This window comes from Sphingomonas sp. FUKUSWIS1 (assembly GCF_000733135.1).
Taxonomy (GTDB): domain Bacteria; phylum Pseudomonadota; class Alphaproteobacteria; order Sphingomonadales; family Sphingomonadaceae; genus Sphingomonas; species Sphingomonas aerolata.
In genome coordinates this window covers 13,184-26,731 of sequence record NZ_JPJC01000095.1, presented here as the reverse complement: position 1 = coordinate 26,731, position 13,548 = coordinate 13,184, and the positions used below count along the sequence as shown (strand labels likewise).

Below are 13,548 nucleotides of genomic sequence, written 5' to 3'. Positions count from 1 at the left end.
GAGGATCTGGGCGGCAGGACGCCGGCGATTGGCGCGAGGCTCTATGGCGTGACGCCTGCCCGTGCAAGCGTGACGAGCTTGCCGGGGTTCAGCAGCCCGTGCGGATCGAATGCGGTCTTCACCGCGCGCAGGATCGTCAGCCGTGCCGGCGACGACAACCGCTCCAGCTCGCCGATCTTCATCTGGCCGATCCCGTGCTCCGCGGAGATCGATCCTCCGGCCGCGACGACCAGATCGTCGACGAAGCGCGTCACGACCGGCGCATCCTCGGCATACCAGCGCGCGGGATCGGTGCCCTGCGGGGCGCGGACGTGAAAATGGACATTGCCGTCGCCCAGATGGCCGAACCCGCTGGCATGCGTACCGGGAAACCGCGCCTCGCAGGCCCGAGCGGCATCGATCATGAAGCGCGGCATCGTCTCGACCGGGACCGAGATGTCATGCTGGGTGGCGGGGCCGAGCGCACGTTCGGCCGCGGACAGGGAATCACGGATCCGCCAGAATGCCGCGGCCTGCGCCTCGCTGGCGGCGATCACGGCATCCTCAGCCTGCCCTGCCTCCAGCGCGGCGCCCAGCAGCCGTTCGAGCAGCGCCGCGGGGGTTTCGCCGTCCATGGACGGTGCGGTTGCCTCGATCAGGACATGCCAGGCATGGTCGCCGTCGAGCGGCGCACGCGTTCCGGGGAGATGCGCGACCGCTGCCGCTAGCGTTTCACGCGGCAGGATCTCGAAGCTTTCGACACGGTCGGTCGCCGCCTGCAAGCGGCGGAGCAGCCGGAGCGCGCTGTCGGGTCCGGAGACCCCGACCCAGGCGACCGCGCGTGCGGCCACGGCTGGCACCAGCCGCAATGTGGCTGCGGTGACGATCGCCAGCGTTCCCTCGGATCCGACGAGCAGCTGATCGATGTCGTAGCCGCGATTGTCCTTCTTCAGCGCAGACAGGCCGTCATGGACGCTGCCGTCGAGCAGCACCGCCTCGACCCCTGCGACCAGCCCGCGCATCGTCCCGAACCGCAGCACCTGCGTGCCGCCGGCATTGGTCGAGACCAGGCCGCCGATCGTCGCGCTGCCGCGTGCGCCGAGCGTCAGCGGGAAGCGCTGGCCGGCCGCCTGTGCGGCGTCGTCGAGATCGGCGAGAATAGCGCCTGCCTCCACCACCGCGAGGCCTGCCTCGGCATCGATCGACCGGATGCGGTTGAGACGGCGCAGGGACAGCAGGGCGGCACGGCCATCGGCGGGCGGCGTCGCCCCGCCGACCATCGACGTGTTGCCGCCCTGCGGTACCAGCGGGACGCGGAACGCCAGCGCGGCCTGGGCGATCGCCGATACCTCGGCAACCGACGACGGAGCGAGCATCAGCGGGGCTGCACCATGGAACCGGCCGCGCCAGTCGTTCAGCCAGGGGGCGATATCGGCGGCATCGGTGACGATGGACTTGCGCTCGAGCTGCGGGGCAAGCGCATCGAGCATCTGTGTCTGTTCGGGCGTCATGACTGCGCCGCTAAGCGCAATTCACCTCCCGTTCAACGATCGCGGTTAACGCTGCTTAGCGACATCATGATTCACCCTGCGCTTCCCGCCTCCCTCCTCGCCCTCACCGCCCCCCTCGCGGCCGTGGCGAACCCCGCCGCGCCGACGCGCGCGCGCGTCGAGATCACGCAGGTCTCGATCCACGAGCGGATCATCATCCGCGTCCCCCGCATGTTCAGGCGATCGGCCCAACCCGTCGGTAGCGCGCCCTTGTCGAAGCCGCGCGAGTGGAAAGAGCGCAAGGGACCCAAATGCGTCGCCGTCGCGGAGATAGCGGGCGCCTTTCTCGGCCAGCCGGGCTCGGTCGATCTCGTCATGCAGGACGGCACGCGGTTGCGCGCGAAGCTTGATGGCGACTGCAAACCGCTCGACTATTATCCGGGATTCTACCTGCGACCGAGCGGTGACGGTCTGATATGTCGCGACCGCGACGCGATTCGCATGCGGTCCGGCGCGCGCTGCGAAATCGATGACTTCAAGACGCTGAAGCTCAAGCAATAGACAAGACGGCAGGGGTGATGTGCGACTTTCGTCGTGTCGCCACCCGCTTTCCTTGACATTTTGTTGGAAATCCGCGAGCGGCGGGGCGCTTGAGGGAATAATGCGCGCCCTCCTTTTCCCGGACATATAAATGAGCTTTGCCGATCTCGGCCTTTCCGAAGAACTCCTGAAGGCGGTCACTGACGCCGGCTATACCGAGCCGACGCCGATCCAGGCCGGCGCGATCCCTTCGGTTCTGATGATGCGCGACATCATCGGCATCGCCCAGACGGGCACCGGCAAGACCGCGTCGTTCGTGCTGCCGATGATCGACATTCTTGCCCATGGCCGAAGCCGCGCCAGGATGCCGCGCTCGCTGATCCTTGAGCCGACCCGCGAACTGGCCGCGCAAGTTGCCGAAAACTTCGAGAAATACGGCGTCAATTCGCATCTCTCGATGGCGCTGCTCATCGGCGGCGTGTCGATGGGCGACCAGCTCGCCGCGCTCGAAAAGGGCGTCGACGTCCTGATCGCGACGCCGGGCCGGCTGATGGACCTGTTCGGCCGCGGCAAGATCATGCTCAACGGCTGTTCGCTGCTGGTCATCGACGAGGCGGACCGGATGCTCGACATGGGGTTCATCCCCGACATCGAGGAAATCTGCACCAAGCTGCCCAAGTCGCGCCAGACGCTGCTATTCTCGGCAACGATGCCGCCGCCGATCAAGAAGTTGGCGGACAAGTTTCTCTCGAACCCCAAGACGATCGAGGTCTCGCGCCCTGCATCGACCAACCTCAACATCAAGCAGTATCTGGTCCCGGTCGCCAGCCAGACCGCGAAACGCGAGACACTGCGCCGGATCCTGGCGCAGGACGAGGTCACCAACGCGATCATCTTCTGCAATCGCAAGACGACCGTGCGCGACCTCAACAAGGTGTTGAAGCAGGCGGGTTACAAATCAGGCGAAATCCATGGCGACATGGAGCAGCCCCAGCGCCTCGCCGAACTGGACCTGTTCAAGAACGGTGCGGTGACGATCCTCGTCGCCTCGGACGTCGCTGCGCGTGGTCTGGACATCAAGGGCGTGTCGACCGTCTTCAACTATGACGCGCCTTGGCATCCCGACGATTATGTCCACCGGATCGGCCGCACGGGCCGTGCGGGCGCGACGGGCACCGCTTATACCTTCGTCGCACCCGACGATTCCGAGAATATCCAGAATATCGAAAAGCTGACGGGCCAGACGATCGAGCGGCTCAAGCTGTCCGAGCCGAGAGCGCTGGCTCCGGCGGCTACCGCGCCGTCCGATAGCAATGAAGAGCTGCCACCGCGGCGCGAGCGGTCGCGGACGCGGCGGGTGCCGCGTGCCGATGTCGTTGCCCATGCCGTCGAGGACGAAGTGATGGCAGCTGCCGAAATCGCAGCGCCCATGGCCGCTGCCACGCCGAAACCATCGCGCTGGGCTCGGACGCCGATTGACGAACCGGTCCCAGCCGCACAGCCTGCGCTTCCACGTGTTGCTCCGGCAATGCCCATCGCGCCGGTCGCGGAACGTCCTGCCGCGGCCCCGGTGCCGACAGTGCCGCCAGCACCGTCGACCGCCATGCCCGAGCAGGCACGCGAGCCAAAGGTCGATCCCGTGCGGGCCACCCGCCGCAGTACCGTGCCCGACGCGCCGGTTGACGGGTGGAACGGCCCCTTCCCCAGCTTCCTGAATGCCGTGATTGGCGGATACGAGTGATGCCGAGAGCTTAGCTTCAGGCTTGCCCACTATAGGAGCGATAGCGACACAAGCGCGCTTGCCGTTTTGATCGTTGATCCACGGAGCGATCGCCTTGGGAGTGCGGAGGTACGTGGCCGAGTCGACGAATGCCCGCGCTATGGGGTCACAGGCGCTGCCGGGGGTTGCGTCTGGGCCACCTGATCGGGCATTCGACCTCATAGCGCAACCTCATGACGCCATCTTGGCCATAGCGTCATCATCCAGCGCTGCTGCCCGCCGATAGGCCGCGCGTCCGGTCAGGCGGGCGGCATAGGCCTCGAATGCTGCAAGCTTCGGCATCGTGCCGAACTGTAATCCCCATATGACCTGGGCACCCACATAGACATCGGCTGCCGTGAAGCGTTCGCCCGCGATATAGGGATGCGCCGCAACGGCATGCTCAAGTCCCGCGATCGCGGCCTCGAAACTTCCATAACCGACCATCCGCTGCTGCGTCTCGGTCGGGACCACGCCGAGCGATCGGTTGGTAATCGCGGCCTCCAGAGGCCCGGCCGCGTAAAATAGCCATCGATAATAGTCGGCCCGCTCGTCGGCCGTCGGCGCCAATTGCGCCTCGGGCACGGCGTCGGCCAGATAGGCGCAGATCGCGCCGCATTCGGTAACGACGTGGCCGTCATGGACGATAGCCGGCACCTTGCCCATCGGATTGACCGAAAGATACGGCGCCGCCTTCATCGTCGTCGCATAATCGAGCATTACCGTATCGTAAGCGACCCCGGTCTCCTCGAGCATCCAGCGAGCAATACGCCCCCGCGACATCGGATTCGAATACAGCGTCAACGTCATGGCCCGCCCCTCAAGAACATAGAGTGAACGATGGTCTCATGGCGATGCCGTCCCGTCAAGATGCGATCGCGGATCGCACCCAGCGGGTTGTGCCGTCGAACGAAGCGGCGATGTGTCCTACGCCAGCGCCGTGGCGAACAGCGCGAGCATACGGCCCCACGCACGGTCCGCCTGCACCGGATTATAGACCTTGCTGTCGGGCGGGCACCATCCGTGCATCGTTTCCGGATAGACCTCGATTTCCGCCGGACGCATTGCTGCCGCGAAGGCTGCCCGCAGCACATCCTTCTCGGTCGGCGCGCGCGCATCGTCGTTCGCCGCTATTGCGATCAGATAGCCGCCTTTTAATGCGGGGATCAGGCGGTGCGGGCTATCGGGTGTGTCGGTCACGAACCCACCGCCGTGAAACGTCGCCCCCGCACGAATGCGCCCCGAGACCGCAGCCGCAGTGCGGATCACCATCGGCCCACCCATGCAATAGCCGGTGGTCGCCAGACCACGCTTGTGATCCACCTGCGGTTGCGCATCCAGGAAGGCGGTGAAGGACTTGGCGTCACGGACCGTAGCCTCGGGCGTAAGCGCGTCACGAAAGGGTGCAATTCGCGCGCGGACGGCCGGCTGGTCGTAGGATTCACCGGGGCTAAGGAACGGTGCCTTGGTCGACCGATAGAATTGATTGACGACCAGGACGGCATAACCCGACTGCGCGAGCCGATCGGCCATCTGACGGAACGCCGGACGCAGGCCCATGATGTCTGGCCAGACAAGCACGCCCGGATAAGCCCCGGTGGCCGGCGCGACGAAATAGGCGTCAGCCTGACCATCGGGCGTCTTGATCGACACGTCGCGTCCGCTGATCGGCTTCGCATCGGCCGGCACGGGCAACAGCATCGCAAGACCTGCGGCCCCGGTCATCACGCCGAACTGGCGCCGCGACATGGCGGCGAGATAGTGTTCGTTATCGTCTGCGGTATGCTCGTCGCACATGGGGCCTCTCCTGCCGGCTTTGATCCGATGCTAGCTCACGTTGCGCGCCACCACCACACGCCATCGACACTGTCCCGAACGGCGCGACCCTCGACCTCGAGCCGACGCAGATGCGCGAGCGCTTCACCCGTCGCCATGCCGAGCAGATCGGGGCCGATTGCGCGCCGGAACAGCCGTCCGAAACACTCAACCGCACGACGCGGCTCGGCGAGAAAGGCAGCGAGTTCGTCGAGCCGTTCGCGGTGCTCACGATCCATCGCGCCAAGCCTGGTATGAAGACCAGTAAACGGATCGCCATGCCCCGGCAGGACCAGCAAATCTGCGGGCAATGTCTTGAGCCGGGCGATCGCGGCAAACCATTCGCCCAGCGGATCCGCATGCGGCTCGGTGATGCCCAAAGAGATATTCGGGCTGATACGGGGCAGAACCTGATCCCCGGCAATCAGGATGCCCGATGCTTCGTTGAGAAGGCATGCATGCTCTGGGCTGTGGCCCGACCCGATCACGACCTGCCAGTCATCGCGGCCTACCGTCAACACGTCACCGTCGGTGATCCGCGTGTAACCCAAGGGAAGCGGCGTGATGATCTTGCGGAATCCCGCCCACCCCTTCGCACTGGCATGCGCGATCTGCGTATTGTCCCAGCCCGCACCGCGCCAGAATGCCAGCATTTCGGCAGGAACGGCATCCCGGGCATCAGCGGCCAGCATTCGTGCGGTCAACCATTCGCCCCGGGTCATGACGAGGGCCGCGTCGTGCGCCTCGCACAGCCAACCAGCAAGGCCGATATGATCAGGATGAAAATGCGTGCCGATCACGCGGGTGATGCGGACGCCCGACTTCGGCCCTGCCAGGATTGCGGTCCACGCGTCGCGAGCTTCCGGCGTATTCATGCCCGTATCAACGAGCGCGTCGCCGTCGCCGTCGGCGAGCATCCAGCAGTTCACGTGGCGCAGCGGACCGGGAATTTTGAGGCGTACCCAGTCAACGCCGGGAGCGATGCGAAATACGTTACCGGGTTCGGGCTCGCGGTGGCCTAAGGGGTAGACCAGCCCCTTGTGTGTTAGCGGTTCATCCTGTGGAGCCGGCGGCGACGTCATGTGCCGCAGGTAGCAACCACCAGGCGCCAGAGATAGTCCCCGGGCCGACACGCGCATCAGCCATGCCGCATGCCCTCAACGCCCTGTGCCGCCGGCCATCCCCGCGCCGTCAGGACCGCAAACCTATCCGATAGCCCGTACCGCCCCCGCACCGCGCCACGCGGGGACCGGGAACGTTCAGCGCTTGAAGGGGTCGTCGAACAGCGGCTTGACCGGCAGGACACCGCCCTCTGCGACGAACTGCGCGTCCGCCGCTGCCTGCGTACGCTCGTTACGAAGCTGCTCGAGCAGCGCCTCACGATCACCTTCGAGACGCGTGTCGGTCGGTGCTTCCATACCTGCCGCCTTGGCGGCCTTGGCAACCGCGGCGTCGAGTTCGCGCTGCGACGTCAGGCCGAGCGTGACCGGATCCTTTGGCGTGATGTTGGCGATGTTCCAGTGGCTACGGTCACGGATCGCAGCGATCGTCGTGCGCGTCGTGCCGATCAGCAGCGAGATCGCGCCATCGGTGATCTCGGGATGATTACGGATAATCCAGGCAATGCCATCGGGCTTGTCCTGGCGCTTGGACACCGGCGTGTAACGCGGGCCCTTGGTCCGGCGGACCTGCTCGGGACCCTTGATCATCTTGAGCTGATAATCGGGATCGGCCGCGCCCTTGTCGATCTCGTCCTGCGTGACCTCATGCGCGCGGACGGGATCGCGCCCCGTCAGCTTGGTCGACGTGGTGTCGTCGGCGATCGCCTGGATCTCGAGAATGTGCAGACCGCAAAAGTCTGCGATCTGTTCGAAACTGAGCGCAGTATTGTCGACCATCCAGGCGGCGGTCGCATGGGGCATGAGCGGCTGGGCCACGGCGGAAACTCCGTAAAAATAGAAAGGGCCGCCCCTTTCGGAGCGGCCTGACATGACACACGACTTAGTGCGCCCATGACTAACAGGCAAGCGCGCGATCGTCGCGTCGCATCATGCCGCCATGCGCGGTCGATCGAGTGGACGGGCAAGCGGAACAAGGGCACGCAGAAACTGGCGCGCACTTGCGGGCCAGCTGTACCGGGCAGCATAGGCGGCGCAGGCGACAGGATCGCGGGTCAGTGCCGCCGCGATCGCTTCGTCGAGATCCTCATGCATCACGCCAACGCGCGGGTCGAGTACGTCGATCGGGCCTGCGACGGGATAGGCTGCAACGGGAGTCCCGCACGCGAGCGCCTCGATCATGACCAGCCCGAAGGTGTCGGTCCGGCTGGGAAAGACGAGGACGTCCGCGGTACGATAGGCCGCCGCCAGCCCTTGTCCGTCACGCTGGCCAAGAAACACGGCATCGGGGAAGCGACGTGCAAGCGTGGCGCGCCCGGGTCCGTCGCCGACGACGACCTTCGTTCCCCGATGCGCGGACGACAGGAAGGCCTCGACATTCTTCTCGACGGCGACGCGCCCGACATAGAGCAGGATCGGGCCGGGCAGCGCCGCCATCTCCGGATCGCGGGCGCCGTCCAGCCCGAATTGTGCAAAATCGACGCCTCGCCCCCATTCGCGAACCTGATGCAGCCCCTGTGCGGTAAGTGTTGCCGCGACGGACGGCGTGGAGACCAGGATCGACTCGGCGGGACGATGGAACCAGCGAATATAGCGCCATATCCAGGCGGGGTTCGCGCCCGTCCGTGCCGCGATGTAATCGGGAAACTGGGTATGATAGGCGGTCGTGAACGGCAGATCTCGGGCCAGGCACCAGGCTCGTGCAGCGAGGCAGACCGGACCTTCCGTCGCGAGGTGTATCGCATCGGCGCCAAAGCTTTCGAGCAATCGTCCGACCGCGCCCGACCGTGCAAAGGCCAGCCGAATCTCGGGATAGGTCGGACACGGCATCGAGGCGAACTGCGCGGGGGATATGATCAGCACTTGATGACCCACCGCTTCGAGTTCCCGTCGGACGGACTGCAGGGTGCGAACCACGCCGTTGACTTGCGGGCTCCAGGCATCGGTGACGATCGCGATACGCATCGGGGTCTCCTTGGGTAATCGCGGCATGAGCCGAATTGACGTGGGTCAGGCGGCCAGCGTGACGACGTTGTCGATTTCGCGTGCGGCGATCTCGTCTGCCCAGTGAAGCAGTTCCATTCGCCCGTCGAAATGCTCGACAAGTGCCGTGCAGCCTTCGACCCAGTCGCCGTCGTTATAATAGGCAACGCCGGCAATATCGCGCATTTCCGCGGTATGGATGTGTCCACACACGACGCCGTCGACCCCCCGCACGCCGGCCGCGTGCGCGACGACTTCTTCGAAATGCGATATGAAGGCGACCGCGTTCTTGACCTTGGCCTTGGCGTGTTTCGAGAGCGACCAATAGGGCATGCCGAGGCGTCGGCGCGCGCCATTCACCCACCGGTTGAGCCCCATGAGCAATGTGTACGCCGCATCCCCAATATGCGCGACCCAGCGATGCGCCAGCGTGATAGCGTCGAACTCGTCACCGTGCAGAACCAGCAGGCGGCGGCCGTCGGCGGTCTCGTGGATCGCCTTGCGCCGGATCGAGATCCCACCGAAGTCGAGCCCCGAATATTGCCGGAACACCTCGTCATGGTTGCCCGGAATATAGACGACCCGCGTACCGCGCTTCGCGCGCTTGAGCAGCCGCCACAGCACGTCGTTATGCGCCGCCGGCCAGTAGAATTTCTTCTTCAATCGCCAGCCATCGATCATGTCGCCGACCAGGAACATCGTCTCGCTGTCGACATGGTCGAGAAAGTCGTTGAGCATCGCCGCGTTGCAGCCACGCGTGCCGAGATGGACGTCGGAAATCCAGATCGTGCGATATTGCCGCCGGTCGACCACGCGTTCGGGCACAACGGGTCGCGAATGGATGAAGTCCGCGATGTCCGCCACATCGGCTATCGGCAACGCGTCGGTTGGAAACGTGACGATGTCCATCGGCCTGCCCCGCAAATCTGTTCGTTGCGGTCCTGTCTAGCGGCGCAATATGACATGGCAGTCGCAGTCCGGTGACTATTCTAAGTCATCGGACGACGCACAGCCTCCGTCACGAATACAGAGGCGGCTCGGGGACAGCCTGGTCAGGCATGTCCGCGTCACGTCATGGACAGCACGATCTTCCCGACGTGATCGCCCGCCTCCATCCGCGCATGCGCCGCCGGGGCGTCGGCAAAGGCAAAGACGCGATCGATCACTGGCTTGAGCTTGCCGGCCTCGACATGCGGCCAGACCGTCCGTGCCAGTTCATCGGCCACGAGCGACTTGAACGCGGTATCACGCGGGCGCAGCGTCGATCCCGTCAAGGTCAGACGACGGCGCATGATCTCGAACAGCGGCACTGTCGCATTCGCCCCACCCTGAACCGCGATCGATACGTGCCGCCCGTCTTCGGCCAGACATTGCAGATTACGCGCGACATAGTCGCCACCCACCATATCGAGTACGGCCGCAACACCCTTGCCGCCGGTGATCTGCTTGACCCGTTCGACGAAGTCCTCGGTCTTGTAGTCGATCGCGTGCGTCGCGCCGAGGCTGAGCGCGGCTTGGCATTTCGCCTTCGAGCCCGCGGTGACGATGATGTCGATCCCGAAGATGGCACACAAGCCGATCGCCATCGTGCCGATCCCGCTCGTGCCGCCATGGACGAGTACCGTATCGCCTTCGGTCGCATAGGCACGCTCGAACAGGTTGGTCCACACCGTGAACAACGTCTCGGGCATCGCCGCGGCTTCGACCATCGTCAGCGCTTCGGGCACGGAGAGGCACTGGCCGAACGGCGCAACCGCATATTCGGCATAGGCACCGCCCGTGATCAACGCACAGACCCGCTGCCCGATCTGTTCCTCGCCGACCCCGTCGCCGACCGCGACGATCGTCCCGGCAATCTCCATGCCCAAGATCGACGGGGCACCGGGCGGCGGCGGATATTTACCCTGCCGTTGCATCACCTCGGGACGATTGACGCCCGCCGCCGCAACCTTGACGAGGACCTCGCCGGCTCCGGGATGCGGCACGGCGCGCTCCACAAGGACGAGCACTTCAGGGCCTCCCGGGGCTTCGGGATCGATTGCCTTCATGACGTCAGGGACGATGTAACGCGGAGTCACGGTTTTTGCAGTCATGTGATCGAGACGCCCCATTGGATTCCCGTGCCTTATTGACATCACTCCGGTGCGGGTCAACGTTACAGGCGCAATGGATCCGGATGACGCCCCCTCTCGTCCCGACGATTTCCTCGATGCGCTCGTGCGTCAGGACATCGACTCGCTCTCGGTCGCCGAGCTCGATGCGCGGATCACCGTGCTGCAAGGCGAGATTGCGCGCTGCCAGTTGAAAAAAGATCGAGCGATCAGCCACCGCGCCAGCGCCGACGACCTATTTAGACGGTGATGTCCTCGACCTCGTCTCGGCGGTCCGCATTTGGACGGTGCAGGAACGCAGGCCGGCGGGGTCAAGTGCTTGATGCGATCGATTACCGTTCCGACATAGTGCCAAAGGGCCTGCGTCTGCGTGGCCCGACAGGAGTAATGTAAATGCCGTCATTTGCACCCGCCCTCGAGACCACCCTGCACAAGGCACTCGAGGCTGCATCGTCCCGACGCCACGAATATGCGACGCTCGAGCATCTCTTGCTGGCGTTGATCGACGACGAGCACGGATCGAAGGTCATGGGCGCCTGCAACGTCGATCTGGGCGAACTGAAAACCACGGTCGCGCATTATCTCGACACCGAGCTCGATGCGCTCAAGGTCGATGCCGCGACCGATCCTTCGCCGACGAGCGGCTTCCAGCGCGTCGTCCAGCGCGCCATCCTTCATGTCCAGTCTTCGGGCCGCGACGAAGTGACGGGTGCCAATGTGCTCGTTGCCTTGTTTAGCGAGCGGGAAAGCTATGCCGTCTATTTCCTGCAACAGCAGGACATGAGCCGCCTCGATGCGGTCAGCTTCATCAGCCACGGCGTCGGCAAGGGCGGACAGCAGCCGACCGAAGCTTCGACGCCCAAGGGTGCCGACGACGAGAAGCCGACCAAGGGACAGGAGAAGGGCAAGACGGAAAGCGCGCTCAAACAATTCACGGTCGACCTGAATGAGAAAGCCAAGAACGGGAAGGTCGATCCCCTGATTGGGCGCGGGCCGGAGGTGGATCGCACGATCCAGATCCTGTGCCGCCGGTCGAAGAACAACCCGCTTTATGTCGGCGATCCCGGCGTCGGAAAAACCGCGATTGCGGAAGGCCTCGCGCGCAAGATCGTCGAGGGCGAGGTCCCCGACGTGCTCAAGCCGGCGGTAATCTATTCGCTCGACATGGGCGCATTGCTGGCAGGCACCCGGTATCGTGGTGATTTCGAGGAACGCCTGAAGGCAGTCGTCAACGAGTTGGAGAAGATGCCGGACGCGGTGTTGTTCATCGACGAGATCCACACAGTCATCGGTGCAGGCGCGACGAGCGGCGGTGCGATGGATGCGTCAAATCTGCTCAAGCCGGCGCTCTCGGGCGGCACGATCCGCTGCATCGGCTCAACGACGTACAAGGAATTCCGCAATCATTTCGAGAAGGATCGCGCCCTACTGCGGCGCTTCCAGAAGATTGATGTGAACGAGCCGACGATCGAGGACACGATCAAGATTCTGGCGGGCCTGCGCTCGGCGTTCGAGGATCACCACAACGTCAAATACACCCCCGACGCGATCAAGTCGGCGGTGGAGCTCAGCGCGCGCTACATCAACGACCGCAAACTGCCCGACAAGGCGATCGACGTGATCGACGAGGTGGGTGCGATGCAGATGCTGGTGCCGCCGAACAAGCGCAAGAAGACGATCACCCCCAAGGAGATCGAACAGGTCATCGCGACCATGGCGCGCATCCCGCCGAAATCGGTTTCGACCGACGACAAGCTCGCGCTCGCCACGCTCGAAACAGATCTAAAGCGCGTGGTGTTCGGGCAGAATGCGGCGATCGAGAAGCTCAGTTCGGCGATCAAGCTGGCGCGAGCGGGTCTACGCGAGCCAGAGAAGCCGATCGGCAACTATCTGTTCACCGGCCCCACCGGCGTCGGCAAGACGGAGGTGGCCAAGCAGCTGTCTTCGATCCTGGGCATCCCGCTCCAGCGGTTCGACATGTCCGAATATATGGAGCGGCACTCGGTCAGCCGTCTGATCGGTGCGCCCCCGGGCTATGTCGGGTTCGATCAGGGTGGTCTGCTGACCGATGCGGTCGACCAAAATCCGCATTGCGTGCTGCTGCTCGACGAGATCGAGAAGGCGCATCCAGACCTGTTCAACATCCTGTTGCAGGTAATGGACAACGGGCGCCTTACCGACCAGCACGGCAAGTCGGTCGATTTCCGCAACGTCATCCTGATCATGACGACCAATGCGGGGGCCAGCGACATGGCGCGCGAGACGGTGGGCTTCGGTAACCTTACGCGTGAAGGCGAGGACGAACAGGCGGTGCAGAAGATGTTCACGCCGGAGTTCCGCAATCGCCTCGATGCGATCGTGCCGTTCGGCTATCTGCCGACGACTGTGGTCGCCCGGGTCGTGGACAAGTTCATTCTTCAGCTCGAGCTTCAGCTGGCGGACCGCGGCGTCCATATCCAGCTCGATGACGAGTCGAAGGCGTGGCTCACCGAGAAGGGCTATGACAAGCTCTACGGAGCGCGTCCGATGGGCCGTTTGATCCAGGAAAAGATCAAGCAGCCACTTGCCGAGGAGCTGCTGTTCGGGAAACTGGTCCATGGCGGCGAGGTGACGGTGAAGATGAAGGATGGTGCGCTATCGTTCGCGATTGAAAGTGCAGCGCCGAAAAAGCCCAAGAAGAAGGGGAAGGCTGAACCCGTCTCTGCGAAGTAGCAGCGAGACGGCGTCAAGCCGTGTTTATAAGACCCGGCGGC

General features: G+C 64.4%; 12 protein-coding genes. 4 read left to right on the top strand and 8 right to left on the bottom strand.

What is annotated here, in order from left to right:
• Positions 1–41 precede the first annotated feature (41 nt).
• Positions 42–1,490, bottom strand: coding sequence for an FAD-binding oxidoreductase (locus sphsw_RS07045; RefSeq protein WP_031439985.1), 1,449 nt, complete (start codon positions 1,488–1,490; stop codon positions 42–44).
• A gap of 66 nt (positions 1,491–1,556) precedes the next feature.
• Here sphsw_RS07045 and sphsw_RS07040 point away from each other — a divergent pair, with 66 nt between their 5' ends.
• Positions 1,557–2,030 carry a hypothetical protein gene (locus tag sphsw_RS07040; protein ID WP_031439984.1) on the top strand — a complete coding sequence of 158 codons (474 nt, stop codon included), beginning with the start codon at positions 1,557–1,559 and terminating at the stop codon, positions 2,028–2,030.
• Positions 2,031–2,160: 130 nt separating this feature from the next.
• Positions 2,161–3,750, top strand: coding sequence for a DEAD/DEAH box helicase (locus sphsw_RS07035; protein ID WP_031439983.1), 1,590 nt, complete (start codon positions 2,161–2,163; stop codon positions 3,748–3,750).
• A gap of 210 nt (positions 3,751–3,960) precedes the next feature.
• Here the strand turns inward: sphsw_RS07035 and sphsw_RS07030 are convergent, their stop codons facing one another.
• The 7 genes from sphsw_RS07030 to sphsw_RS07000 form a co-directional block, all read right to left on the bottom strand.
• Complete coding sequence (locus sphsw_RS07030; RefSeq protein WP_031439982.1) at positions 3,961–4,578, bottom strand: glutathione S-transferase family protein; 618 nt, start codon at positions 4,576–4,578, stop codon at positions 3,961–3,963.
• A 117-nt stretch (positions 4,579–4,695) separates the two neighbouring features.
• On the bottom strand, positions 4,696–5,565 hold the full coding sequence (locus tag sphsw_RS07025; protein ID WP_031439981.1) for a dienelactone hydrolase family protein: 870 nt from the start codon (positions 5,563–5,565) through the stop codon (positions 4,696–4,698).
• Positions 5,566–5,600: 35 nt separating this feature from the next.
• Positions 5,601–6,722 (bottom strand): MBL fold metallo-hydrolase, encoded by a 1,122-nt coding sequence (locus tag sphsw_RS07020; RefSeq protein ID WP_081874196.1) that lies wholly within the window; start codon positions 6,720–6,722, stop codon positions 5,601–5,603.
• A 120-nt stretch (positions 6,723–6,842) separates the two neighbouring features.
• On the bottom strand, positions 6,843–7,520 hold the full coding sequence (locus sphsw_RS07015; RefSeq protein WP_081874195.1) for a DUF1013 domain-containing protein: 678 nt from the start codon (positions 7,518–7,520) through the stop codon (positions 6,843–6,845).
• A 111-nt stretch (positions 7,521–7,631) separates the two neighbouring features.
• Positions 7,632–8,666: a glycosyltransferase family 4 protein gene (locus sphsw_RS07010; protein WP_031439978.1), complete on the bottom strand. Its 1,035-nt coding sequence runs from the start codon at positions 8,664–8,666 to the stop codon at positions 7,632–7,634.
• A gap of 45 nt (positions 8,667–8,711) precedes the next feature.
• The gene (locus sphsw_RS07005; protein WP_031439977.1) at positions 8,712–9,593 is read right to left on the bottom strand and encodes a UDP-2,3-diacylglucosamine diphosphatase; all 882 of its coding nucleotides are present in this window, start codon (positions 9,591–9,593) and stop codon (positions 8,712–8,714) included.
• A 158-nt stretch (positions 9,594–9,751) separates the two neighbouring features.
• A complete protein-coding gene (locus sphsw_RS07000; protein WP_031394981.1) occupies positions 9,752–10,732 on the bottom strand; it encodes an NAD(P)H-quinone oxidoreductase in 981 nt (326 codons plus the stop codon).
• Between the two features lie 118 nt (positions 10,733–10,850).
• Here sphsw_RS07000 and sphsw_RS06995 point away from each other — a divergent pair, with 118 nt between their 5' ends.
• Both sphsw_RS06995 and clpA read left to right on the top strand, forming a co-directional pair.
• A complete protein-coding gene (locus sphsw_RS06995; RefSeq protein WP_031394982.1) occupies positions 10,851–11,045 on the top strand; it encodes a DUF1192 domain-containing protein in 195 nt (64 codons plus the stop codon).
• A gap of 143 nt (positions 11,046–11,188) precedes the next feature.
• Positions 11,189–13,507 carry an ATP-dependent Clp protease ATP-binding subunit ClpA gene (gene clpA / locus sphsw_RS06990; RefSeq protein ID WP_031394983.1) on the top strand — a complete coding sequence of 773 codons (2,319 nt, stop codon included), beginning with the start codon at positions 11,189–11,191 and terminating at the stop codon, positions 13,505–13,507.
• The last annotated feature ends 41 nt before the right edge of the window (positions 13,508–13,548 follow it).

What these genes read in the sequence shown, in the direction of transcription:
- sphsw_RS06995 (WP_031394982.1), top strand. Translation starts at nt 10,851, where the DNA reads ATGGATCCGGATGACGCCCCCTCTCGTCCCGACGATTTCCTCGATGCG.
- sphsw_RS07010 (WP_031439978.1), bottom strand. Translation starts at nt 8,666, where the DNA reads ATGCGTATCGCGATCGTCACCGATGCCTGGAGCCCGCAAGTCAACGGC.
- sphsw_RS07040 (WP_031439984.1), top strand. Translation starts at nt 1,557, where the DNA reads ATGATTCACCCTGCGCTTCCCGCCTCCCTCCTCGCCCTCACCGCCCCC.
- sphsw_RS07005 (WP_031439977.1), bottom strand. Translation starts at nt 9,593, where the DNA reads ATGGACATCGTCACGTTTCCAACCGACGCGTTGCCGATAGCCGATGTG.
- sphsw_RS07020 (WP_081874196.1), bottom strand. Translation starts at nt 6,722, where the DNA reads ATGCGCGTGTCGGCCCGGGGACTATCTCTGGCGCCTGGTGGTTGCTAC.
- sphsw_RS07000 (WP_031394981.1), bottom strand. Translation starts at nt 10,732, where the DNA reads ATGAAGGCAATCGATCCCGAAGCCCCGGGAGGCCCTGAAGTGCTCGTC.
- sphsw_RS07045 (WP_031439985.1), bottom strand. Translation starts at nt 1,490, where the DNA reads ATGACGCCCGAACAGACACAGATGCTCGATGCGCTTGCCCCGCAGCTC.
- sphsw_RS07030 (WP_031439982.1), bottom strand. Translation starts at nt 4,578, where the DNA reads ATGACGTTGACGCTGTATTCGAATCCGATGTCGCGGGGGCGTATTGCT.
- sphsw_RS07035 (WP_031439983.1), top strand. Translation starts at nt 2,161, where the DNA reads ATGAGCTTTGCCGATCTCGGCCTTTCCGAAGAACTCCTGAAGGCGGTC.
- sphsw_RS07025 (WP_031439981.1), bottom strand. Translation starts at nt 5,565, where the DNA reads ATGTGCGACGAGCATACCGCAGACGATAACGAACACTATCTCGCCGCC.
- clpA (WP_031394983.1), top strand. Translation starts at nt 11,189, where the DNA reads ATGCCGTCATTTGCACCCGCCCTCGAGACCACCCTGCACAAGGCACTC.